23 protein-coding genes are annotated in these 22,324 nt (G+C 48.2%); 9 read left to right on the top strand and 14 right to left on the bottom strand.

Annotation, left to right across the window (positions count from 1 at the left end):
- Positions 1-4: 4 nt before the first annotated feature.
- The 4 genes from BLW29_RS02175 to BLW29_RS02190 form a co-directional block, all read right to left on the bottom strand.
- The gene (locus BLW29_RS02175) at positions 5-880 is read right to left on the bottom strand and encodes a carbohydrate ABC transporter permease (RefSeq protein WP_090975750.1); all 876 of its coding nucleotides are present in this window, start codon (positions 878-880) and stop codon (positions 5-7) included.
- Between the two features lie 16 nt (positions 881-896).
- On the bottom strand, positions 897-1,778 hold the full coding sequence (locus tag BLW29_RS02180) for a carbohydrate ABC transporter permease (RefSeq protein WP_090975751.1): 882 nt from the start codon (positions 1,776-1,778) through the stop codon (positions 897-899).
- Entirely contained in the window at positions 1,771-3,180 is a 1,410-nt protein-coding gene (locus BLW29_RS02185) for an ABC transporter substrate-binding protein (RefSeq protein WP_177186444.1), read from the bottom strand. Before BLW29_RS02185 ends, BLW29_RS02180 begins: the two co-directional genes overlap by 8 nt.
- A 95-nt stretch (positions 3,181-3,275) precedes the next feature.
- Positions 3,276-4,001: a DsbA family oxidoreductase gene (locus BLW29_RS02190; RefSeq protein ID WP_177186445.1), complete on the bottom strand. Its 726-nt coding sequence runs from the start codon at positions 3,999-4,001 to the stop codon at positions 3,276-3,278.
- A gap of 207 nt (positions 4,002-4,208) precedes the next feature.
- Between BLW29_RS02190 and BLW29_RS02195 the strand changes: the two genes are divergently transcribed.
- Positions 4,209-4,790, top strand: coding sequence for a TetR/AcrR family transcriptional regulator (locus BLW29_RS02195; RefSeq protein ID WP_090975757.1), 582 nt, complete (start codon positions 4,209-4,211; stop codon positions 4,788-4,790).
- A 33-nt stretch (positions 4,791-4,823) separates the two neighbouring features.
- Here the strand turns inward: BLW29_RS02195 and BLW29_RS02200 are convergent, their stop codons facing one another.
- Both BLW29_RS02200 and BLW29_RS02205 read right to left on the bottom strand, forming a co-directional pair.
- Positions 4,824-5,240 carry a DUF1801 domain-containing protein gene (locus BLW29_RS02200; RefSeq protein ID WP_090975759.1) on the bottom strand — a complete coding sequence of 139 codons (417 nt, stop codon included), beginning with the start codon at positions 5,238-5,240 and terminating at the stop codon, positions 4,824-4,826.
- 86 nt (positions 5,241-5,326) lie between these two features.
- Positions 5,327-6,217 carry a phytanoyl-CoA dioxygenase family protein gene (locus BLW29_RS02205; protein ID WP_090975761.1) on the bottom strand — a complete coding sequence of 297 codons (891 nt, stop codon included), beginning with the start codon at positions 6,215-6,217 and terminating at the stop codon, positions 5,327-5,329.
- A 128-nt stretch (positions 6,218-6,345) separates the two neighbouring features.
- Here BLW29_RS02205 and BLW29_RS02210 point away from each other — a divergent pair, with 128 nt between their 5' ends.
- Positions 6,346-7,200 carry an AraC family transcriptional regulator gene (locus BLW29_RS02210; RefSeq protein WP_090975763.1) on the top strand — a complete coding sequence of 285 codons (855 nt, stop codon included), beginning with the start codon at positions 6,346-6,348 and terminating at the stop codon, positions 7,198-7,200.
- 38 nt (positions 7,201-7,238) lie between these two features.
- Here the strand turns inward: BLW29_RS02210 and tatC are convergent, their stop codons facing one another.
- Both tatC and BLW29_RS02220 read right to left on the bottom strand, forming a co-directional pair.
- Positions 7,239-7,973, bottom strand: coding sequence for a twin-arginine translocase subunit TatC (gene tatC, locus BLW29_RS02215; RefSeq protein ID WP_256208261.1), 735 nt, complete (start codon positions 7,971-7,973; stop codon positions 7,239-7,241).
- 17 nt (positions 7,974-7,990) lie between these two features.
- Positions 7,991-8,221 (bottom strand): MerR family transcriptional regulator, encoded by a 231-nt coding sequence (locus tag BLW29_RS02220; RefSeq protein WP_090975767.1) that lies wholly within the window; start codon positions 8,219-8,221, stop codon positions 7,991-7,993.
- 379 nt (positions 8,222-8,600) lie between these two features.
- Here BLW29_RS02220 and BLW29_RS02225 point away from each other — a divergent pair, with 379 nt between their 5' ends.
- The 5 genes from BLW29_RS02225 to BLW29_RS02245 all read left to right on the top strand — a co-directional run bounded on the left by BLW29_RS02225 (position 8,601) and on the right by BLW29_RS02245 (position 12,440).
- Positions 8,601-10,205, top strand: a complete 1,605-nt coding sequence (locus BLW29_RS02225; protein WP_090975769.1) for a flavin monoamine oxidase family protein — start codon at positions 8,601-8,603, stop codon at positions 10,203-10,205.
- Between the two features lie 25 nt (positions 10,206-10,230).
- Positions 10,231-10,788 carry a Rid family hydrolase gene (locus BLW29_RS02230; protein ID WP_090975771.1) on the top strand — a complete coding sequence of 186 codons (558 nt, stop codon included), beginning with the start codon at positions 10,231-10,233 and terminating at the stop codon, positions 10,786-10,788.
- A gap of 33 nt (positions 10,789-10,821) precedes the next feature.
- Entirely contained in the window at positions 10,822-11,004 is a 183-nt protein-coding gene (locus tag BLW29_RS02235) for a twin-arginine translocase TatA/TatE family subunit (RefSeq protein WP_090975773.1), read from the top strand.
- Positions 11,005-11,169: 165 nt separating this feature from the next.
- Entirely contained in the window at positions 11,170-11,496 is a 327-nt protein-coding gene (locus BLW29_RS02240) for a YnfA family protein (protein WP_090975775.1), read from the top strand.
- Positions 11,497-11,639: 143 nt separating this feature from the next.
- On the top strand, positions 11,640-12,440 hold the full coding sequence (locus BLW29_RS02245; RefSeq protein WP_090975776.1) for a DUF2935 domain-containing protein: 801 nt from the start codon (positions 11,640-11,642) through the stop codon (positions 12,438-12,440).
- Here the strand turns inward: BLW29_RS02245 and BLW29_RS02250 are convergent.
- The 6 genes from BLW29_RS02250 to BLW29_RS02275 all read right to left on the bottom strand — a co-directional run bounded on the left by BLW29_RS02250 (position 12,437) and on the right by BLW29_RS02275 (position 20,101).
- Positions 12,437-13,054 carry a histidine phosphatase family protein gene (locus BLW29_RS02250; RefSeq protein WP_090975778.1) on the bottom strand — a complete coding sequence of 206 codons (618 nt, stop codon included), beginning with the start codon at positions 13,052-13,054 and terminating at the stop codon, positions 12,437-12,439. The genes BLW29_RS02245 and BLW29_RS02250 overlap by 4 nt on opposite strands.
- 392 nt (positions 13,055-13,446) lie before the next feature.
- Positions 13,447-14,769, bottom strand: coding sequence for an MFS transporter (locus BLW29_RS02255; RefSeq protein WP_177186446.1), 1,323 nt, complete (start codon positions 14,767-14,769; stop codon positions 13,447-13,449).
- A 136-nt stretch (positions 14,770-14,905) separates the two neighbouring features.
- Positions 14,906-15,847 carry a glycoside hydrolase family 43 protein gene (locus BLW29_RS02260; protein ID WP_090975782.1) on the bottom strand — a complete coding sequence of 314 codons (942 nt, stop codon included), beginning with the start codon at positions 15,845-15,847 and terminating at the stop codon, positions 14,906-14,908.
- 24 nt (positions 15,848-15,871) lie between these two features.
- Positions 15,872-17,737, bottom strand: coding sequence for a glycoside hydrolase family 127 protein (locus tag BLW29_RS02265; RefSeq protein ID WP_090975784.1), 1,866 nt, complete (start codon positions 17,735-17,737; stop codon positions 15,872-15,874).
- Positions 17,738-17,764: 27 nt separating this feature from the next.
- Complete coding sequence (locus tag BLW29_RS02270) at positions 17,765-18,475, bottom strand: phytanoyl-CoA dioxygenase family protein (RefSeq protein ID WP_090975786.1); 711 nt, start codon at positions 18,473-18,475, stop codon at positions 17,765-17,767.
- Between the two features lie 144 nt (positions 18,476-18,619).
- Positions 18,620-20,101 carry a protein adenylyltransferase SelO gene (locus tag BLW29_RS02275; protein WP_090975788.1) on the bottom strand — a complete coding sequence of 494 codons (1,482 nt, stop codon included), beginning with the start codon at positions 20,099-20,101 and terminating at the stop codon, positions 18,620-18,622.
- A 279-nt stretch (positions 20,102-20,380) separates the two neighbouring features.
- Between BLW29_RS02275 and BLW29_RS02280 the strand changes: the two genes are divergently transcribed.
- The gene (locus BLW29_RS02280; protein WP_090975790.1) at positions 20,381-21,268 is read left to right on the top strand and encodes an ABC transporter permease subunit; all 888 of its coding nucleotides are present in this window, start codon (positions 20,381-20,383) and stop codon (positions 21,266-21,268) included.
- Positions 21,265-22,185 carry an ABC transporter permease subunit gene (locus BLW29_RS02285; RefSeq protein WP_090975792.1) on the top strand — a complete coding sequence of 307 codons (921 nt, stop codon included), beginning with the start codon at positions 21,265-21,267 and terminating at the stop codon, positions 22,183-22,185. The genes BLW29_RS02280 and BLW29_RS02285 overlap by 4 nt, the downstream gene beginning before the upstream one ends.
- The last annotated feature ends 139 nt before the right edge of the window (positions 22,186-22,324 follow it).

The following is a 22,324-nucleotide window of genomic DNA, read 5'->3' on the forward strand; positions in this document are numbered from 1 at the left end:
CGGATTATCCTTTAATTCCCGAATGCTGGATACCCGCGATGAAATACGTTTCGGCATACAAGAATAGCAATACCATCGGGCTCATGTACAGAACAGAAGCGGCGAAGATCGCATCGACCTCCTGCTTTCTGATTTGAAGCAAATATAGAGACAAAGGTTGTTTGAACGCATCCTCCAGAAAGATAAGCGGCTGCTCGACCATGTTCCAGTAATCGACGAAGAGCAAGACTGTCAGTGCAGACAATCCCGGCTTGACCAGCGGAAGAAATATCCGGACAAATATGGTGCCATGCCCCGCACCGTCAATCTTGGCCGCCTCGATGTACGCAGATGGAAGCTGCGCCATGAATTGACGAAGCATGAAGACGCCAAACGCACCAAAGATGCCTGGCAGTATAATCGCTGCCGACGTATTCATAAGTCCCAGCCGATTGATAACCAAATAATTAGGCACTAACGTTACCTGAAACGGCATAAGCATCGTCATCAAGTAGACCAGAAACAGTGCGTCTCGTCCACCGAACCGAAGTTTAGCAAATGCATAAGCTGCAAGCGATGCGATCAATGTCTGTCCAAGCACGATCGGAGCGACAAGGCCAGCCGAATTCCAGAACAGATGCAGAAACCTTGGCCATTCAAGGAGCAGAGTCTTATACTGCTCAAGGCTAACTTGATCCGGTATGATTTTCAAATTGACGAAGGCGCGCTGATGGCTCGAAGCTTCGGTCATCTTCCCAAGCAAACCGTAATTGAATGCAATTTCACTTGGCGTCATCAGCGAATTTGCAACTGTCAGCACAATCGGTATAAGCAGAATACTTGACATAAACACTAGACATATAAATAATGCAAGAGTTGTAAGGCTGCGAATCGAATGCATGTACTTTCCCTCCCGCTTACTCCAAATGATCCTGAAAGCGGCGATCAATCGCCAGCATACCTGAGACCAGCAGAAGGATGCAGCCGAACATAAGCGTCGCCGCAGCGGTCAACTTTGGGATATCCAAAGAGAGAAACATATTGTTCATGTAATGCTGCATCATATAAATACGATCGAACGGATAATCGCCAGCGAGCAAGTACGTTTCCCTGAATATTTTGAAGGAATTGATGATGGATATCAGAATGACGAAGAACATCGTAGGCGTTAAATATACGAAGGTGATGGAGAACAGCTGTCGGCTCCCGTTTGCACCTTCGATACGCGCTGTTTCGTAATAACTCTGCGGAATGGATTGCAGTCCGGCAAGAAAGAGAATCATATTGTATCCTATATTCTTCCAAACATAGATCAACACTAGCACCATCATCGAACTATTCGAGTTCATCCAATCGATGCGCGGTATGCCCAAAGCGTGCAGCCAAGCGTTCAACGTACCGTTCCAGTCCACAAATATTTGCCATATCATCACAATGGAAGCAACGGGTACGACAAGAGGCAGGACGAATGCTGTCTGCAGACTGTTTCTTAGCCACAGCCGCCGATTCAATAGAATGGCCAAAATCAGTGATCCTGCAACTAAGGTGGGAACGCCAATTCCGGTAAACATCAGTGTATTGACAACTGCTCTGCGGAAGGAACTGCTCAAGAGCAGATCCTTGTAATTGTCGAAACCAACGAAGACCCCGCCGGTCGGTTTGTTCATGAAGGAATATCCGACGCCGAGCACAAACGGAATGACATAGAACAAAGAGAAACCAAGCAGGCTTGGTGCCAGAAATAACAAGGCTGTCGGTCCATCTCCTCTAGTCCAGCCTCGAAATCGAAGCCTATTCATTGAGGTAAGTCGTCGCTTTGTTCTGAAGCAATGCTGCAACGGCTTCTGCCGACTTCTGACCGCTGAAGAATGCCGGCGTTTCCTGGAACAGCATAAGCTCAATCTCGCCTGGAAGCATGACAATTGGATTGACGACCTTCCCAATCAATTCGGATAACATCTGAATCTCCGCGTCATTGATGCGTCCTTCCTTCTTCGCCTCCAACGCCCGTGCCTCAAATGCGGATTTGGATACAGGGAACACACTGTACCAGGAAGAGTCTGTTAATTCCTTAGCCGATGTTTTCCCTTTGCCCGACATCAGAAACTTCAGAAAATCCCATGCTTCAGGTTTAACGTTGGAGTTCACATTGATCGCAATATTAGCGAGCGGTGCGTAGAAACCACCATCCTGCTGTCCCTCGGACTTAGGCATTTGATACAATCTCGGATTTGCCAATTTGCTTTCATTCAGACGCGTGCGATAATCCGACAGGCTATACATTTCCGATGGTTGAAAGTATACTTTCCCATTGATTAAATTCTTTCCGTCAAAAGTTACGATCTTTTCCGCTTCCAGTTGATTGATTCGGTTCAACAGCCCGATGAATGCATCAGATTCGAAGTTGGCCTTCCGGTTAACCTCATCTACAAATTGTGAGTAGGAAGATGTCACCAAACGCCATAACATATTGGTCTTGCCTCTCTCGAAGTAGCCGTACTTCTGTTGATCCGCAAGAGGAAACTTCTGCACGAGGCCGCCGAATTGCTCCCATGTCCAGCTGCTGTCGTCAAACTGCAAGCCAGTATCGTGAATTACATCCACATCCGCCAACACCCCGGTTAAATAAAACGATAGAGGCACCGCATAGACGCTGCCATCGCTCTGCTTCACATGGTCGAGCAGGTTTTGAAAATAATCGATTTTCCGGTACGCAGGATCGCCGTCCATCCATTCGTTTAAATTCGTTAACAGATCGTTGCCGATATAATGGTCGACAGGCAGGTCGTCCATGACTATCAGATCGGCACCTTTTCCGTTTAGGAATTCGGCCGCGGTCTTAGTTCTGAACTTCTCCACCAGCAAGCCGGAGGAATCAAACTCTTTGGTTACGTAACGCAGATCGATTGTCGTATTGGGATGCTCCTGCTCATAAGCTTTCTTCGCATCCTCGTAATAGGGGTCATATTCGTACATAGAGAAGACAACCGTGCTCTGTTTGTTCGGGTCGGGAACGGGCATCGGCTTCACGGGATCTGCAGCTGCATCATTCGAGGCTGCAGGGCTGCTGTTATCCGGTTTCGAAGATGGCATCCCGTTCGTTCCTCTCTCCCCTGTGCCGTTGTTACAAGCGGCGATACCAAAGATTAGTGCGATAATAACGATAGACTGCAGTATTCTTTGCCATCCCGTTTTTGTCATCCTCTTCATCCTTCCTTGGTCCCTCCATGCGCCGATCAATCCCCAAGAAATAATGAATTGAACGTCACATAGAGGGAATAATACCAACAGTTACGTTAGATACTGCATACGCCATCTTCCCCGCAAATACCGCCTACAGAATTGCCATTTGCCTTATTGCCAATCATCTGCAGAGGATGTTCCTCTCTCCAGACTTGTTCCATCACTTCGAGAAATGCATCGCTGCTCCTTACCCCGGAGATCGCGTATTTATCATTTATGATATAGAACGGTGTTCCTGTAATTCCCCTTCCGGAACCGTTTCGGCGTTCCTTCTTAACGGTCTCCTTGTATCGATCGCTTGATAACATGGTTAGAACTGCTCCGGAATCAAGACCGCTCTCCCCAGCTAGCTTCGCAAGTGTCTCATGATCGCCGATATCCTTAGCATCCGTAAAATATGCCTTATAAACGGAAGCCATCCATTCCGATGCTTTGCCTTGTTCTTGTGCATAGATTGCCACGCGTAGTGCATCTGTCGTATTGGACGGAATTAATGTATCCAGATTATAAGTCAAGCCAATATTGGCGCCCATTTGGACCACAGCTTGATTACTTTCTTTTACATAGTCCGCAGACATGCCGCCGCCATGGATTTCGGCAGTCCATTCATAATAATTTAGCCCCGTATCGCTGGGAGCATCGGGAAATAGCTGGAACGGTCTGTAAGTGACTTCTACTTGATCCTTTTCACCGAATTGCTCGATAGCTTTATCTAAATTCGTTTTGCCGATATAGCAGAGCGGGCACATAATATCCGACCACACTTCAATTTTCATCATCTCTCCGCCTCTTTTCCTATTTTTATTGACATACATGTTTATATTTCAACATGATCTGACGAAATCCGTTGATCAACTCACATGTATTGATTTACATTATAGATAGTCCAAGCTGGATCTCAATCGTCAAAAACGTGTATAGTGTCATGTAATGGACGCTTTGTCCACATTTGTACATAAACGTAAGCCGGGGGAGGTTATCATACCATGTCTAAATTAGACCGAAGATCAGCTAAGACTAGGGAAGCCATTTATCAAGCTCTGATTGCGTTGATGGCAGAGAAAGACTTCGATGCCATTACGATTAACGACATCTCGACAAAAGCCGACATTCATAGAGGCACCGTCTATCTCCATTATTCCGATAAATTTGATTTGCTCGACAAAGTGATTAAGTCGCATTTGGGCAATATGATGAAATTTTGCATCCTGTCCAAGCTGCCTGAAGAGGAATCAGATCTTGATCATTCCCTGCTGCAGATGTTTCTTTATTTTGAAGAACATTTCACATTTTATTACACCGTCCTAACTCACAAAGGGATCACATGTTTTCAGCAACAATTGATTCAACTTATCCAGGGCGGAATCGTAGAACGATTGAAAGTAAACGAAAATTACGATAAAGGTAACAAAGAGGTAGCCATTCAATTTCTGATATCCGCATACGTCGGCGTCGTGGAGTGGTGGATTATAAACAAGATGCCCCTGTCCCCGCACAATGTCGCCAAGCAGTTGCGCGATATGTTAGATAGGTTTGATGCACAAAAAACCTCCACATGCGGCTGTTAACCGGCATGCGGAGGTTTTTTGCAATTGCCTCGTTTATTCGTATCGTTCACGCACATACGCGAGCGTATTTTGGATAAGTTCTCTCATGACCTCAACATCAATGTCGGCTATTTTATTGATGTAGACACATGATTTGCCCGACGTATGTTTGCCTAGTCGCTGCAATAATTCTTCCCTCTGAGGGTCATCCGGCGCAAAATACAAACTGATCTTGGCTTTACGCGGCGAATAACCCACGTACGGTGCATCACCTTCATGACCGGATTCATATTTGTAGTGATATGAACCAAATCCGATAATGGTCGGTCCCCACATCTTCGCTTCAAATCCGGATTCTTCCGTAAAAATATCCAGCAGTTTATAGGCATCCTCGCGTTTTGCAGCACTCTCGACATTCTCAATAAACTCCAGAACGCTTTTGTCCGTTTCTTTGGTCTTGGTTTCGTACATGAACCGAACCTCCTCTGCCATTAGCTTGGCCGATGGTCCGGCCTCCTCTCATTATAAACGAAGTAGATCCCTTATAATCGATAATGTTAATCTAACCCCCAGCCCTTACGTGCTTCAGCCATCGTTTGCTTATGTTCATTCGATGAATCTGCACCCTTGTGACCAATGGGATCTTTCCCGATCCACCGCATATCCTTCGGTTCAGATTCTAATTGATAGCGCGTGTCAGAGCTTAACCGATAGCGATCTGTGTTATTATCCAGCGAGGCATGCATCGTAAACATGCCGAACATGATGATGTCCCCGGCTTCGAAATCCGTCGTTCCCCAGCATCCGCCAAATTTGTCCACAATCTCATACGGATCGCGGCTAAACAACGAATCTTTAACCGGTCCTGAGTCAGAATCAACCTGCCCGTAAGTGTTCTTGACCTTGTCCCAATGATGTGACCCGAGCGCAATCGCCAGCGTCCCTTGCTCCTTCGCTATATCACCGAACGGAGTCCATACCGTATACAGATTTTGTGTTCCCCTGCCCATGTATACTCGATCATAATGTGCGCCTGTATTAGCTCCGCGTTGAATGGCTCGAATCCACTTATGATCATAAGTGATCGACTCTCCTCCCAGAAATTCATTGAAGAAAGCCATCAGCTTAGGCGAATTGACTACATCCAGAAAAGCAGGCATCCGTTTATAGTCCAGCCCCAAAGCGCGATTCTCCGGCCCAATCACGCCTTCCTCCATTGGCGAATGAGGATCCAAGCACCCAGCCTCTGACAGCTGCTGCATGATATCCATTCGGCCTCTCATAACAGCATCACGATTGTGAAAGGAGCGCAGCAGCAAGTACCCGTCCTCATCCAATCTGTTCTTTAAGGCATCGATATTCCCAAGCAGTGCATTGGAATCACGAAGCTCAGTCAGATACTTGCTGTTCCACTCCAGCTTTTGTTTGCCCATCGATAAATTCGTCATCGCGATTCTCCTCTTTTGTGCGGTTCATAGCTTGATTTTATGCAGAATCGAAGGAATCGTATATGAACAAATGCGTGGTGAATTTACACTTTTGTGTGGTAATCTAAGATTACCTACTGGAAAAAGGAGTGATTCGCATCCAAGCTTCTCAATATGTGTTCAATCATCATGCTCCTCCCATTCATCTGCATTTCTACGGACAATCGGATTGCTTACCCGGACATTCGTATGGACCGGCTATAAGAGATCACTACTTGTATGTCTTCGTGAAACAAGGTAAAGGCATCTACCGATCCAATGATACGACCTATGAGTTACAAGCTAATGATAGCTTCCTCTTGTTTCCGCAGCAGTTAGGGTTCTATCAAGCGGACCAGCATGATCCGTGGAGTTATATGTGGATCGGTTTCAACATCGGCAAGCGGGATTCGTTCGTGCAGTTTGCAGGAATTACGCCGGAATCCCCCGTCATTTCGCATGAATCTCCAGCTGCTATTACCTCTCTCTTCCAGCAGTTGTTCGACGTCCAAGGGAGTCCAGCCTATACCGAATTTCTGGTAACCGGACTTATCTATCAATTATTTGCTGCTGTCATGCAAGACACGGCGTATCGCGAACCGATCTCAAGGAGCACCTCTACTGCAGATGTGTATATCACCAAGGCAATCCAATTCATCACCGATAATTATGCTGAACCCCTATCTGTCCCCATTATTGCAGCACAGCTCGGTTTGGAACGCAGTTACTTTACGAAAATGTTCAAAGATCATGCGGGAGTACCACCTCATGCGTTTCTGATACAAGTGCGCATGAATAAGGCTGCTGAGCTGTTGGATAAAACAAATTTGTCCATTGAGCATATCGCGTACTCGATTGGCTTTAATAACATCAACTATTTCTCATCTGCCTTCACTCGCTTGTTCAAGCTCAACCCCTCTGCATATCGGAAACTGCGGAAGCAGCATGATATTATCCGAGAATAAATCAAAGAGCGCCCCGTTATTCATGCGGGGCGCTCTACTTATAACGAGCCGGAAACCTCAGCTGCGGCATTTATTCTTCTTCTCCCGTACACGACGCGTGAGAGCACTACGCTAATTTCATAAAGAATGACAAGCGGGATAAATACCATCAAGTGCGAGATGAGCTCCGGAGGCGAGATCAGACTGGCCACGATAACAAGCACCAAATACGCATACCTCCGCATCTTGCACAGCACCTGCGGCGTCAGTACGCCGATCTTCGTCAAGAACATCACAACGACCGGGAGCTCGAAGGCTACGCCAAGCGGAATGACGATATTGAACATGAAACCGAAATATTGCGCAACGCCGTAAGTCTCCACCAGCTCCATACTTGTCGTGATCTTGGAAGTGAAGTCGAAGCTCATCGGAAAGACGATCAGATACCCGAATGCCAACCCAATCAAGAAAGAGGCCACGCTGTAGGGCACATAACGAAGGGCTGCCGAACGTTCTTCTGGATGCAGTCCCTTCCTCACGAAGCTCCACAGCTGATACAGAATAAAGGGAAGGGATATCGCCAGTGCGAAGACAAACGCGATTGTCATGTACATCCGAATCCCATCCCATGGCGAGAACACGTTCCAGGTGATGTCCGAGCCCGGCGGCACGCTCTTTAAATATCTGAGCACTTTAGGCGATACATATAATCCGACTCCAAGTGATAGCAGTACGACAGCGAGTATCCGCCATATACGGCTTCGCAGCTCAATAATATGCGACATGATTGTCATCGTCTCTCCGCCGCTCCTCATTCCCCGCACGCCCTTCCGGCTTTTCTAAGCTCAAATGTATGAAAGCCATCCCTGAGCTTCATGTTGATCTCCTTCACTCTTTCTACATCGTCGAATGAAAATTTACGCGCCCCGCCTTTAGTCCGAACAGGGAAAATCAACTGCTTCTCCTCGTAATAGCGAATCTGTCTTTCCGTCAATCCTGTCAAGTCGCACACTGTACCAATGCTCATTACCTTGTCATTCATTGCTGGCAGCCTCCCTAGAACTATAAAGTAGTTGATCGTCGAAAGAGCCTTTCACAACACGATATGTAAGGAAACATTACACAAACCTTCTTGGGTCGAAATGTTATCATCATCTCTTGGAATGTTCAATGGGACGGATTACCCAGCATACTTGTAGCATCTGGTAAATACTACCTTGATACATTTGCTTGATCCCAATTAAAACCCGCATATAGACTGCACTCGTTGTAAGAAACTTGTAATGACATTCATGATTTCTATCGCCTATATAAATTTTATTGATGTTAGTTTTCCTCACAATTTATTGGCGCTTCCGATTTTATCCGTGATACATTTCTCGCAGAGTCGAACAGACGATCTACCAAAGGAGCTGAAGCGCATGGAAACGAAAGAATCGCCAAACGAAGTATCGCGCAGACAATTTCTGACGACGGTCGGCAAGATCGGCGGCGCTGCTGCCGTATTCAGCGTCATGGGCACGATGGGCCTCTTCACGCCGCAAACGATGAAAGCGGCGGAATACACGCCTCCATCCGGTTGGGATTTGAAAGGCACGAACCGCTCCGGCAAGAAAATCGTCATTCTTGGCGCCGGCATTGCCGGCTTAACAGCTGCTTACGAGCTTGGCAAAGCAGGCTACGATTGCACCATTCTCGAAGCTCGCGCTCGTTCAGGCGGTCGAAACTGGTCCGTTCGAAGAGGCACCACGGTGACAGAAGTCGGCGGCCAGAAGCAGGTTGCGCGATTCGATGACGGTCATTACTTGAACGCAGGTCCCATGCGTATCCCGCAATTTCATGTCACGATGGACTATTGCCGGGAATTCGGCATTCCGATGGAGCCCTTCAATAACGTGAACGATAGCGCGTATTATTACAATGAGAAAGTCGGCGCCTTATCCGGCACTCGGGTCCGCAAACGCGCCGCGAAAGCCGATGCAAGAGGCTACATCAGCGAGCTGCTCGCCAAAGCGGTCAATCAGCCAGGCCTTGATTTACCGATTTCACCTGAAGAGAAAGAGAAAGTCGTTGCATACCTTCGCTCCGAGGGTAATTTGGATGCGGATTTGTTCTATAAGGGGTCGTCTCGCGGCGGCTATAAAGACGAGCCTGGTTCAAGGCTCGATGCCGGCGTCATCCGCGATCCATTCGATATGAAAGCCATTATAAATTCCGGATTCGCCAATTATTTCAGCAGCGAGTACAGCTACGATCAGCAGATGATGATGTTCCACCCCGTTGGCGGCATAGACGCAATTCCGAAGGCTTTCGAGAAGCGGCTTGGCAACCGGATCAAGCACAATATGGAGGTAACCGAGATCAAGCATGTCGGGGAGAAAGTCCAAGTGTCCTACACCGACCTGCTGAGTGGAGAGGCGAAGCAAATCGAAGGCGACTTCTGCATCTGCACCATCCCCTTGTCCGTGCTGAAGACGATCAAACATGATCTTTCTTCCGAGATGACCAAAGCAATCAATAACACCAGCTACGCAAACGCCGGCAAGATTGGTATGCAGTTCAAGCGTAGATTCTGGGAAGAAGACGATCAAATCTATGGAGGCAATACACTGACGAATTTGGATATTTCCTCCATCTATTACCCGCCTACGAACTATTTTGCCAAAAAAGGGGTACTGCTCGGCTACTACGCTTTCGGCGGAAGTGCTGACAAGTTCGGAGCGCTCAGCTTTCAGCAGCGCGAAGCGCTTGCTCTGGAACAAGGAGCTAAGATCCATCCGCAGTATTACAGCGAATTCGAGTCCTCGTTCTCCGTAAACTGGAAAACAATCAAATATAACATGGGCAGCTGGGTCTCCTACTCCTCGGAAGATCGAAGGACCAACTATCCCGTGCTCTGCAAACCTGATCGCCGTGTCTATCTCGCAGGGGAGCATATCAGCTATATTACGGCTTGGATGGCAGGCGGCATTGAGTCTGCTCGTGAAGTCGTCACCGATATTCATGAACGCGTCATGAAAGAATAGTCCACTTATTCGGGAGGGAAGAACCATGAAATTGAAACGCAAAGTCAAAATCGCCATCGCCACCGTCGTCATCTCTTCCTTGGCAGCTACCGCAACTGTTTATGCCGCCATTACACCGCACAAATATCCACTAACGCCTATTTATGAGCCTGAATTCTACGGCAGCCCGCAATCCTCGATCTCAAGTGCGGTAGCCATGCCAGCCGGAACGGCTACCTTTGAGACTAGCGGCACTACGCCGGCAGTCATTAACAAGGACGGTAAAACCATCTATGAGCGATACGGGGACACGGAAGCACAAGGAACCAGCATTCTTCTTAATATCGAGAAGCAATTGAAAGAGCAAGGGCTGACGATGAAGGACGTTACCTATCTGCGCGTGTATATCGCCCCAGACGCTGCCAAGGAAGGCAAATTCGACTTTGACGGCTGGTTTAAGGCATACGCCAAATACTTCAACACCAAGACGAATCCGACCAAAACCGCGCGCTCCACTGTCGGAGTCGCCGGCCTCGTTAGTCCCGACTGGCTGATTGAGATCGAAGCGGTAGCTGCATATCCGAGCAATCATAATCAGGACTAATCCCATTCAACTATTCGACAGGAGATGATTCGTATGTTGCAAAATATCGGTTTGCCGGGTCTTATGATGATTTTAGTAGTAGTTCTCATTATCTTCGGACCATCCAAGCTGCCTGAGCTCGGTCGCGCCGTTGGCCGTACTTTGCATGAGTTCAAGACCTCTGCGAAGGAGCTTGTCTCTGACACCAGAGATGACGTTACTGACAATAAATCATAATCGAATCATGCAGGATGGCGAAAGGCCGCCTTCGATTCTGCTGCTAAGCAGCAGTCGAAGGCGGCCTTTCTTTAAGTTGCTCATTTAACATCCAACCCACTATACTCTAACTAATGCTGCCCGATGGGCTGTGAAACTGATGGATAGAGATTGGGGCTAAGAAACATGATGTTGGCAATTCTACTCTTCGTAATCGCCGGTCTCGCCGAGATTAGCGGCGGATATATGGTTTGGCTCTGGCTGCGAGAATCCAAACCGCTCTGGTATGGCATAGTTGGCAGCTTCATCTTAATCGCGTACGGAATTATTCCGACGCTGCAGAACTTCCCATCATTCGGTCGCGTATATGCAGCTTACGGCGGAGTATTCATTATATTAGCGGTTCTATGGGGGTGGTTAGTCGACCGCAAATCACCGGACATGTATGACTGGATCGGAGCCGCGGTTTGTCTCGTCGGTATTTCTATCATGCTTTGGGCGCCTAGGGGTTAGTTTCTTTTTAGTTTTATCCAGAAAATGGACTTTATTTGCCTCCTAATAAATTCCTTTTTTCAGTAAGTTTAAAGCGGACAACATCTAACCTCCAGCCTTCCCCCATATGGTAATAAAGGCAGCCGAACAAAGGAGGTTCTATCATGGCAGATAGCTTTGTCGCGCAATCCTTGGAAGAGATTCGTTTCTGGTCACGCATTATGAAGGAGCATTCGTTGTTCCTTAAGCTTGGATTTCGCTGTGAAGATACGCAGCTCATTCAAGAAGCGAATGGATTCTACTCGGTTTTCGAACAGATTGAGGCCAAAGCGAACGCACTCCCTCTCACCACAGACCCTCAGCAAATCAGAGCGTTTAATACGGAGGTATGTACGGCTGTATCTCATATTTGGGTATACAAACGCAAAATATTAGGACTAATACTTACTTGCAAACTCCCAGGCGGCAACAACTTTCCTCTCTTAGTGGATCATGTCAGTCGTGAAGCAAATTATTTCCGAAACCGTCTTCATGAGTTAAATAACGGTCAACTGGAGCCTCTGCCGGATGCCATTATTGATGAGAATGTATTCTTTCTCAAGATTATGGCGGATCACGCTAAGTTTATCGGGCATCTGCTGGATCCGTCTGAGCGGAAGCTGGTCGATCAAGCGAGAGATTTCAGCCATGACTTTGATCAACTGCTTTTTCAAGCTCAGGATCTCGGGTCGATGCGCCCGCAGTCTCAAACGACGCCGCTCTTAACGCAGTTTCTCGATCAGAACCGGGTATCGGTTGCCAGCCTGCGAGATTTCAAGAAAACGGCTCGTGATCTGATTGAGTCTTGCCGGATCAAGAGCATCATCCACCCTCTCCTTGCTGACCATGTATACCGTGAAGCGGAGCGATTCTTGCATCTGATCGACCTCTTCGAGCAGCGGCTAGCCGGAGCGCCGGCGAGCTAAGCTTCATAATGAGAGACATCTCCGTGGAGCTCGATATGAGGTCCTTCCGCATCGATCGTAACTTTTGTTAACGATGTAGGATGTATATAAGGCGGCGACCACAGAAGCTCTAGCGGGTCGCCTTTGAAATACGCCATGATCGTTTTCAATGTAACGGCATGCGTAATGATCAGAATCGTCCCGCCTTGATGCGCAGCTTCTATAGCCTTGACTTTCGGAATGACCCTCTCCTGTAATTGCACGATAGATTCGCCATCGTTGCTTGGCTGATACAGATGAGGTGTATTCCAGAAAGCCACATGTTCCTCTGGGAACGTTCGCTCAATCTCCGTAAATTTCTGCCCTTCCCAAGCGCCTAAATAGATTTCCTTCAACTCCTCATTGGGAATTAAAGGAATGTTACGATTCCCTCTGATAATCTGCCCAGTACGTTGTGCTCTCGGACTTGCGCTCGTATAGATCGCATCGAAATGAACGCCTTGCAATGACTTGCCTAACCAGCCGGCCTGACTTGTACCAAGCTCTGTAAGTTCAGAATCCATGTGCCCTTGCAGTCGGCCATCTACATTCCATTCGGTTTCGCCATGTCTTGTCAGATAGATCGTAGTTTTCATCGCAGCTACCCCACCTTCGCTCATCTATCCCATTGCATGATAATTTGGAGATTTCTATGTACCATCCGTTCGTCTGTTTTAATTCTATTTGTAACATTTCAATTCCTTGTCACAGCCCTGCGAAAATCTAACGGATCGTACAGGTCTTATTGAGCTGGATTTCGGCGCATTGAGATTCTAACGGATCGTAGAGGCGTTATTCGGGGCGATCCAGCTCTCTCATCCCCACCAAACTCCACATAAGACCTCTACGGTTCGTTACAATTTTTCAATAGCTGTTTTGGGCCAAATAAGCCCCGTACGGTTCGTTAGAACATTTCGCACTACAAAAAAAATTGGCAGAGCATCGAAATGCCCTGCCAACTCCCTTCCGGCAGCTCTTGACGACGCTGCTAACTCGCCAGCTCTTCTTTCTTCTTGCTGCGAACTATTGCCGTTCTCCCCGGCTTAGCGGGATGGTGACTCCTTAACATGGCACGCCCCACCGTCATGGCAATACCAAGCAGTACAAGCCCCATCATAGCGCTGAATCCGTACCGTTCCATCCAATCCGGCATTGTTTTCAGCTGATGGTAGATTTCACCGCCCAGAATGGGGCCAATAAATCCTGTGAAACCTGTCAGCATCGCATACACCGCCACGTAGATCGTACGTTCCGCGCTCGGCGAATCTTCGATGGTGAAATTAAACGTCAACTGGGTAAAACCGCCGGTTCCAATCCCGAGCAGCACATGTACGATAACCAGCACCGGTATCGCGGGCAACCAAGCAATGCCTCCCCATAAGATGCAAGAAGCCGCAATAATCGGAAGCGTCCACATCAGCGTCCTCTTCGTGCCATACTTCGCATTCAAATTCCCCCACACATAATAGCTGATCATCATGACGATCATCTGAACCGTTGTAATGATCGACACCCACTCAATACTCACTTTAATGACGTCGAGCATGGCATACGAGAACAACGGAACGGCTACATTTTGGATAAGAATCCATACAGCCAGAAACAGAGTCGCACGCATGAAGGAACGATCCTGTAAGGGTTTCATCAACAGCTTCAGCTTCTGCGATTCCTTGGATTTCTCGAATGGGATGTTCGGATAGCGGAACAAATGATACCCATTCCACACCATACAAACCGCCGCTATCGAGTAGAGAATGATAAAGCCTTTCTCCTGCGAATAATGCTCCAGCAACTGCCCGCCAAACAATACAGCTGCGGCTGCAAGGCCGCCTACGATGGTATTCCGAATGCCCATATAGCGTCCGCGAACCTTAGCGGGAACCATATCCCCGATCAACGACGCCCATATGACACCGGCAATGTTAGAGCACAAATAAGAGAGCAAATACAAGATAATAAATGTATACACCCAGTAACTCTGAGGAAGCACAAACGGAATAAGTCCCGTCAGCACCCACAACAATCGATACAATACGCCATAACCCAGTACATATGCTCTACGATTATCAACGTTATGCGTAACGATCGCGGTGAAGATTTGAGCCAGGTTGGCAAATGCCGGAATGGCCAGCGCGAATCCGATCTGTGCGGCTGATGCACCTAAATGCAGCATGTATCCCGTAAGGAACGGGCCTCCGATCAAGCTGGCGAGCAGAACTCCCGAGATGCCCTCGTTGGTAATGATCTTTAAGTACTTGCGTTGATCTGAATCTCTTCGAAGATTACGAAATAAAGGCAGTTTCCAATTCATATGTCGTCCCTCTGCTGAAGTCATTTCTATTTAGGTTAAACGATTCACCACCTTTTGTATAGCCAATTTCGTGCAATTGGAAAATAAAAAGAATCCGCGACATTTCGCGGATTCTCATGCATACTTCTACCTGAACTTATATCAATCTTTCACTTACACCTTCGAACGTGATCTGAACAGGCTCGATGCTGCCATCTTCAGCGAAATGCATACGATCAATGCAGAGGACGCGATGATTGCGGTCTGTCTCGGTCAACGGTCTGCGGTGATACACGATATACCATTCGTCGGCACCAGGAACCTCGATAATACCGTGATGTCCCGCGCTGGTGGCGATCTCGGCATTTTGCTGCAGAATTTTGCCTACGCGTTCGAACGGACCCATCGGAGAAGGCGAGACGGCATAAGCGACGGAATAATCCGGCTCTCCCCAGCCACCTTCGGCCCACATGAAATAATAGAGGCCGTTCCGCTTAATCATGCAAGGACCTTCCACGAAGTGATCAGGTGTGATCTCTACGAACGTGGACCCATCCTCGAATGTATCCAAGCTCACCATATCTTCATTCAGCTTCACGATATTGCAGTGTCCCCAGCCGCCGTAATACAGATAAGCAGTCCCATCATCGTCAATGAATACATGCGGATCGATAGGTTGTGCTCCATAATAGAACTTATCGATGAGCGGCTTACCGATTGCGTCACGGAAAGGACCTTCCGGGCGATCGGAAACGGCTACTCCAATACCGCCAAGCTCGTCATTGCTCTGAATATCATTAGCTGCAAAGTACAAATAGTATTTGCCATCCCGTTCAATCGGAGAAGGAGCCCATAGAGCCCGTTTGCCCCACGAAATGCTGCTCATTTCCAAGACATTCGACACTTTAGTCCACTCTACCAAATCAGAGGAATGAAAAGCATCCAGATGCAGCTGTTCATCATAAGGTGCTGAATACGTCGGATAGATCCAATAACGGCCTTCAAAAATTCTAGCTTCCGGATCGGCATACCAGCCTGGCACGATCGGATTACCAGATAACTTCTTGCCTTCATTCGCAGATGTGCTGCCTGTAGTCATTAGAATAAGTCCCTCCATAATCCATTAATACCGATATAAGTGCGTAGTGTCCTTCTCGCGAATCCAAACTTGCATGTAACCGGCCTCTCTGTTGTCCCATGCATAATAAGGGATGAACCGAAGCGGCGTTCCTCCGGCCTCTCTGCTGCTTACGGTCAGCACAGTAATACCGCCTAGCAATTCGAGCTCGTGATCAACATAGATGGCATCCCGATCGGTGATGCTACCATCGTCAAATGCCAGATTCGCATTGTCTACTTCTTCCAAACAGTATACAATCGGCCCTCGCTGCAAGGCAACCCGGCCTCGATTCTCTTCAACTTCGGATCTTGCTCGTACGATCTCAACCGGCATATCCAGTTCAAGCACGATGACGTCTCCGGCAGTCCAGTTCCGTTTGACCTCGAGATATCCCCTAATGGGCAGAGCCTGCACTTTCTCCCCACCAATACGCAAGCTGTACCCTCTACACCAATCAGGCAGACGAAGACGAATGACAAACTCCTCTTCTTGTTCCGGCTCCACCGTAATTGCAATGGACCCCGACCACGGATAATTCGTTGTTTGTCGCAGCTTCACTTGCTGCCCATGGCCATCGCCTTCACTCTCGCCAAAGTTGATAACCGCATCGCCGCTCATATATTGATTCACTACAATTCCGTCATTCGTGCTCGCATACGTATACTGACCAATGGAAGGCAGAAAACGAACGAGGTTCGTCGGACAGCAGGAGGTGTGGAACCATTCTACCCGGTGATGCTCGCCTTTGGAGGCTAGCGGATTTACGTAGAAGAATTTATCCCCGGACAGCGATATACCCGACAATGCGCCGTTATATAACTCTCTCTCCACCAGATCTGCATATTTGGCATCGCCGAATAGCAGGTTCATCCGATTATTCCAGAAAGCCATCGCAATCGCCGCACAGGTCTCGCAATAAGCCGATTCATTCGGGAGATCATAATCATGCGTAAAGCCTTCATTATGCACCGATGGCCCGATGCCTCCGGTAAGATACATGTTGCGCTCCACGGTATGCGACCAAACCCGGTGCAGAGCGCCTACGTAAGCCGGGTCGCCTGAAGCGTGCACAACGTCCGCCATCGCCGTATACAAATACATCGCACGAACAGCATGTCCAGTTACTTTCTCGATATCTCGCACGGGAACATCGTCTTGGCAGTAAGCCGGTCCCCAATCCGGTTTGTCCCAGATGGCCCCGTGCCCATGGCCATGTCCCCGCTCTTCCAATAACCATAGCGCAAGCTTCCAATAACGCTCTTCTTGCGTAACGCGATATAGCTTCACGAGGGCAAGCTCAATTTCTTCATGCCCCTCCACCCAATGACGTTTGCCACGTCCAAATAGGCTGTCGTAATGATCCGCCATACGGCAAGCAACATCGAGCAGCACTCTCTTGCCTGTCGATTCGTAATACGCGACGGCCGCTTCAATCAGATGCCCGCCGTTATACATTTCATGTTTCTCCATATCGGACCATTTGCGCTCTGAAGTACGCAGCGTATAATAGGTCGTCAAATAACCATCCGGCTCCTGAGCAGCTTGAATGAGAGCAATGATACGATCAAGCTCAGCTTCCAATTCCGGGTCCCGCTCCAGCATCAAGGCGTAGGCCGCCCCTTCAATTACTTTATATAAGTCGGAGTCATTGTAATACATACCCTCGTGTTCGCCTTCCATCAAGCCGCCGGCTTTAGCGAAATTAGAGATGCGCCCTGTAGCTTCACATTGATCCAAGCTGGTACGAACCGTCACGTTCTTCAAGACTTCCAAGCGCGGACGCCAGAAGGCATCCTTAATCTCTACGCTTGTAAAAGGAATACTCTTCCACCTAGGCAACGGCGTTACGACAGCTGTCACTCGATTCATCCTCTCTATCACCATGGATCCTATTGATTAATAGCCATAATGCCGATGACCCGGCGATGCCGGCGGCAGCAATCTTCTCCGCTGCGCTTCAGGCAGCGAATCCACGAAGCTCTGATCGCGATTATGCTGGCTCCATGAAATCATCTCCGGCGCAAACTTGTACAGCAGCGACCTGCGTTCATGCTCTGCTTTCCAGGCGAACGTCCCGTGCGTAAGCGCTTCCGAAAATATCAGAACATCGCCGGCTTTCTGAGCCACATGCACCGTTGGCCCGATTTCCGAATAATCCAGGTATTCCTTAGGCGTTCGGTAATTGGATTTATGACTTCCCGGGATGCAGCTGAATCCCCCGTCATCCTCTCCAATATCCGTCAAGGCGTAAGAAACAACGGTGAGCCCGCTAAACATTTGATTATTGCGGAAGGTGTAATATTGACCGGGATCATAGGGCGTAGCTCCGCCATGAAGCCCGAGCTGAGGTGCACCTTTACGATGGATAATGGCATATTCGTGATCGAGTCTGTAATGCTCGCCAAGAATTTCGTTTAGATGCGGATTGAGCTTAGCATCATCAATCAATGCTCGGAAATCTTCGCCCCATTGCAGTATGGAATCTTCCGGCTGTGAGAGACGGTCATCAACAACTTGGTTCATCCGCTCAAGCTGATCGGCCGTTAATACGTTCTTCACAACCAAATATCCCTGTAGATCAAATAAATAGCGTTCCTTATCGTTCACTGTCTATCGCCTCCGACATGCTAGATTTGACCCTCTGAAATCCGATCATAAACCTGCGATGCCGTTTTGTAAACCATTATTATCCTTAAAAATAGACAAAAAAAAAGAGCCAAGCTATTGGCTCTTCCGACCATCTTCTACGGATTAGGTTCCGCAATAGGTTCGATATGGCTGTGAGGATATCGCAGGCGCTGCGCAATAATCAGCATGCTCGGCCGTTTGCTCGAACGGATTCGTGATCGCTGCCAGCAATCGTTCCATGACGCTATAATCGCCTTGATGAACGGCTGCATCGAGCGCTTCCTCGACGCGGTGGTTGCGCGGAATAATAACCGGATTCCGGCTCCGCATAATCTGTTTCGATTCTTCCCTCGTAAGCGGCTGCCGTCCAAGTCTGGATTGCCATTTCTCAAGCCACTCCGTAAATCCCTCCGTGTCGAACATAGCGATCTCTTCCGGCTTATCTTCTGTTAGGGACAGGAACGTATTCGTATAATCGGCACGATGCATATGCATCATGGTCAATAACTCTTCGATAAGCGCCTCATCCTCCGGCTCTTCATTGACGATGCCCAGCTTCGCTCTCATCCCCGTTAACCAATGCGATTGGAATAACGTTGCGAATTCTGCGATTGCGTCCTCTGCCAGATTAACGGCTTCGGATTCGGTTTCGTGCAGGAGAGGGAGCAATGTTTCCGCAAAACGAGCCAGATTCCAAGCTGCAATCTTGGGCTGATTCCCGTACGCGTAACGCCCCTGTGAATCAATCGAGCTGAATACCGTCGACGGATCATAAGCATCCATGAATGCACAAGGACCGTAATCGATGGTCTCACCACTTAATGCCATGTTGTCGGTATTCATAACGCCGTGAATGAAGCCAACGAGCTGCCACTTCGCAATAAGCTCAGCTTGCTTCGATATGACGGCTTTCAACAGTGCAAGATAACGGTTATCGGCGCCTTCTTCCGCGGCTTCGGGGTAATGACGCTCCAGCGTGTAATCCGCCAGTGTGCATAAATCGTCAAGCGTGCACCAATTCGCTGCATATTGGAACGTGCCGACACGAATATGACTCGCAGCCACGCGAGTCAGCACAGCCCCGGGAAGCTCCGTTTCACGGTAAACCGGTTCACCGGTTGTGACGACCGCAAGGCTGCGCGTAGTTGGAATCCCCAGCGCATGCATGGCTTCACTAATGATGTATTCGCGCAGCATCGGACCCAGCGCCGCCCGCCCGTCACCACGGCGCGAATACGGCGTTCTGCCGGGTCCTTTCAATTGAATATCTACACGATCGCCCGAAGGCGTAATCTGTTCGCCAAGCAGAATTGCTCGCCCATCGCCGAGCATCGTGAAATGGCCGAATTGATGACCGGCATAGGCTTGTGCCAACGGCAATGCGCCATCCGGAATCTCGTTTCCGCCAAATACGGCAGTACTGTCATCTGTTCGCAGCGCGTCAACATGCAATCCAAGCGACGTTGCCAGCCGCTCATTCAGAATGACGAGCTCCGGCGCATGTACCGAGCTTGGGCTATGACGCTTAAAGAACGACTCCGGCAAACGAGCATAGCTATTATCAAAATTCCATCCCACTTGTGGTGTTGCTGTAGGTTCAGTCATTTTCGTACCTCCATCTTATATTCGCCATCGAACCGACGTCTTCTCTTCTATAATACTTACCCTCTATTGTACACAAAGATCGGACAGCACTTGCAATGCGTTCCTCACCAATCGAATCGCCAATGCCTTCACCTAAATTTAACAATCATATGTAAACATTTACGCATCAAGACGTTGGGAATTGTCGCATTTCGTCAAGTCTTGTAATTATTGCACAAGCAGCTATACTTTATAAAATGATCCTAGGTGGAAATCTATTAGAAAGGAAGCGATAACTGTATGTCAAAAACAGTTCAACTATCATTAGTTATTCCCGGTATTTTGCTGTTCGTTCTTCTCTTCGCCATGTTCCCTGCCGTGCTTGTGCCAGACCGCTTGGACAGTTCGCTTCACTTCCACTGGGCGAAAGGTTTCTCCAGTATTCACAGCTACGTTGACGGTCTATGGAGCGGAAACTCCTTTCAATACTTATCCGGCAAAACCGAATTATCGTTCTGGGAACAGATCGGCAGCAGCTTCTCCGTTACCTTCACGTACATGATTATCGGGGCAGTTGTCGGCATGACGCTTGGCATCATTCTTGGCGTTTATTTTGCAGTCTCACGTGTCGTTTGGCTGAAACGCATCTTGGAGTTAACGAGTGTATTTCCGGATTTCGTCATCGTGCTCCTGCTTCAATTTCTAATCGTATTTATCGCTTCTGAAACCGGACTAGTCATCTTCCAAGTGGCAAGCTTCTCAACCGATGATCCGGCGGTTGCGCTTCCCTTGATCTCTACGATCATTATACCAGCCATTTATATGATTCGAAATGTCGCGTTGCATATGAGCCACACGCTTACCGAAGATTATATTAATTTTGCAAAGGCACGCGGGCTCGGGAAAACCTACATTGTGTTCTATCATGCCCTTCCGAATGTGCTCCCTTTCGTCAAAGCCGATTTGCACAAGTTCATGGGCATCTTATTCGGTAATCTATTCATTTTCGAATATTTATACAATCTAAATGGCGTTACGCTGCTTGTTTTCTCTAACGCGTTTGCATATGGAGGCTACCAATACAGTCTTGTCGTGAACGGAATCATCACGCTTCTGCTTCTGTATGCCATCATCTACGCGCTGCTCAAGGTAGTCGTATTCGGCTGGGAGAAGGTGTTTGTACGATGAATAAAACATTACTGGCCGGTCTGCTCATCACCTTGATCATGATCGCAGCCTCGCTATTCGGACAATATTTCGCACCTCATGATCTTAATGATCATTTCGAAACCGATTATGTCGTCGATGCCGATGGAAACAGCACTCTCTATGTGCCTCCTGCAGCGCCGAACGATAATTTTCTCTTCGGAACCGATAAAGACGGCTACGATATGATGGCGAAACTGCTTGCGGGCTCCAAATATACGATCTTTCTGTCACTCGCAGTGGCGCTAGCTCGTGTATTCCTTGGTGGACTGATCGGGCTGTTCCTTGGCTACATGGGGAAAGAGAAACGACCTGGTACCAAGTCGTTTCCCATCTGGAATGTATTGAACGGGATTCCGATCTTCATTATCGTTTGGATGATCATGATCGGCATTACCATGAATCCGGCGACTTCTCCCCTCTATATGTCGTTAATCATTGCCGTTGTCTTAACCGTTGTCGGCATTCCGTCCGTAGCTTCAACCATGAAAGAGAAAACGATGATCGTGAAAGAACGCCAATTCGTGCTGTCGGCCAAGTCAATCGGCGCAAATCACGCGACGATAATCCGAACTCACATTTTCCCGCACATGAAGGAAAGCTTCGTCATCTTGTTCGTCCAAGAAGTCGTGCTTATATTGGGATTGTTCGGGCAGCTGGCGATCTTCAATATTTTCGTTGGCGGTACGACCCAGTATTTCGATCCTATTCAATTTGTGAGCCGAACGAATGAATGGAGCGGACTTATCGGCCAAGCCCGAAATAATCTGTTCATTTACCAATGGATTCTGTTCATTCCGCTTGCCCTCTACATCATCTATATTCTCGGCTTCCATCTCATCTCCGTCGGTCTGGAGAAGCTGTATCGCAAGAAATTCGCGAAGTTCTCGCATATTTAATCCAAATAAACCAAGGCTGCCATTCCGGCAGCCTTGGTTTTCGTTATCGTCCGGCAGAGTTCGCTTGCAGGAATCGACCGCCTTACGAGGAAGTACTACAAGTGCGAGACCACTTAAAGCCGTTAACAAAGGAAGGTAC

The organism is Paenibacillus sp. CF384, from assembly GCF_900106745.1.
GTDB lineage: Bacteria > Bacillota > Bacilli > Paenibacillales > Paenibacillaceae > Paenibacillus_Z.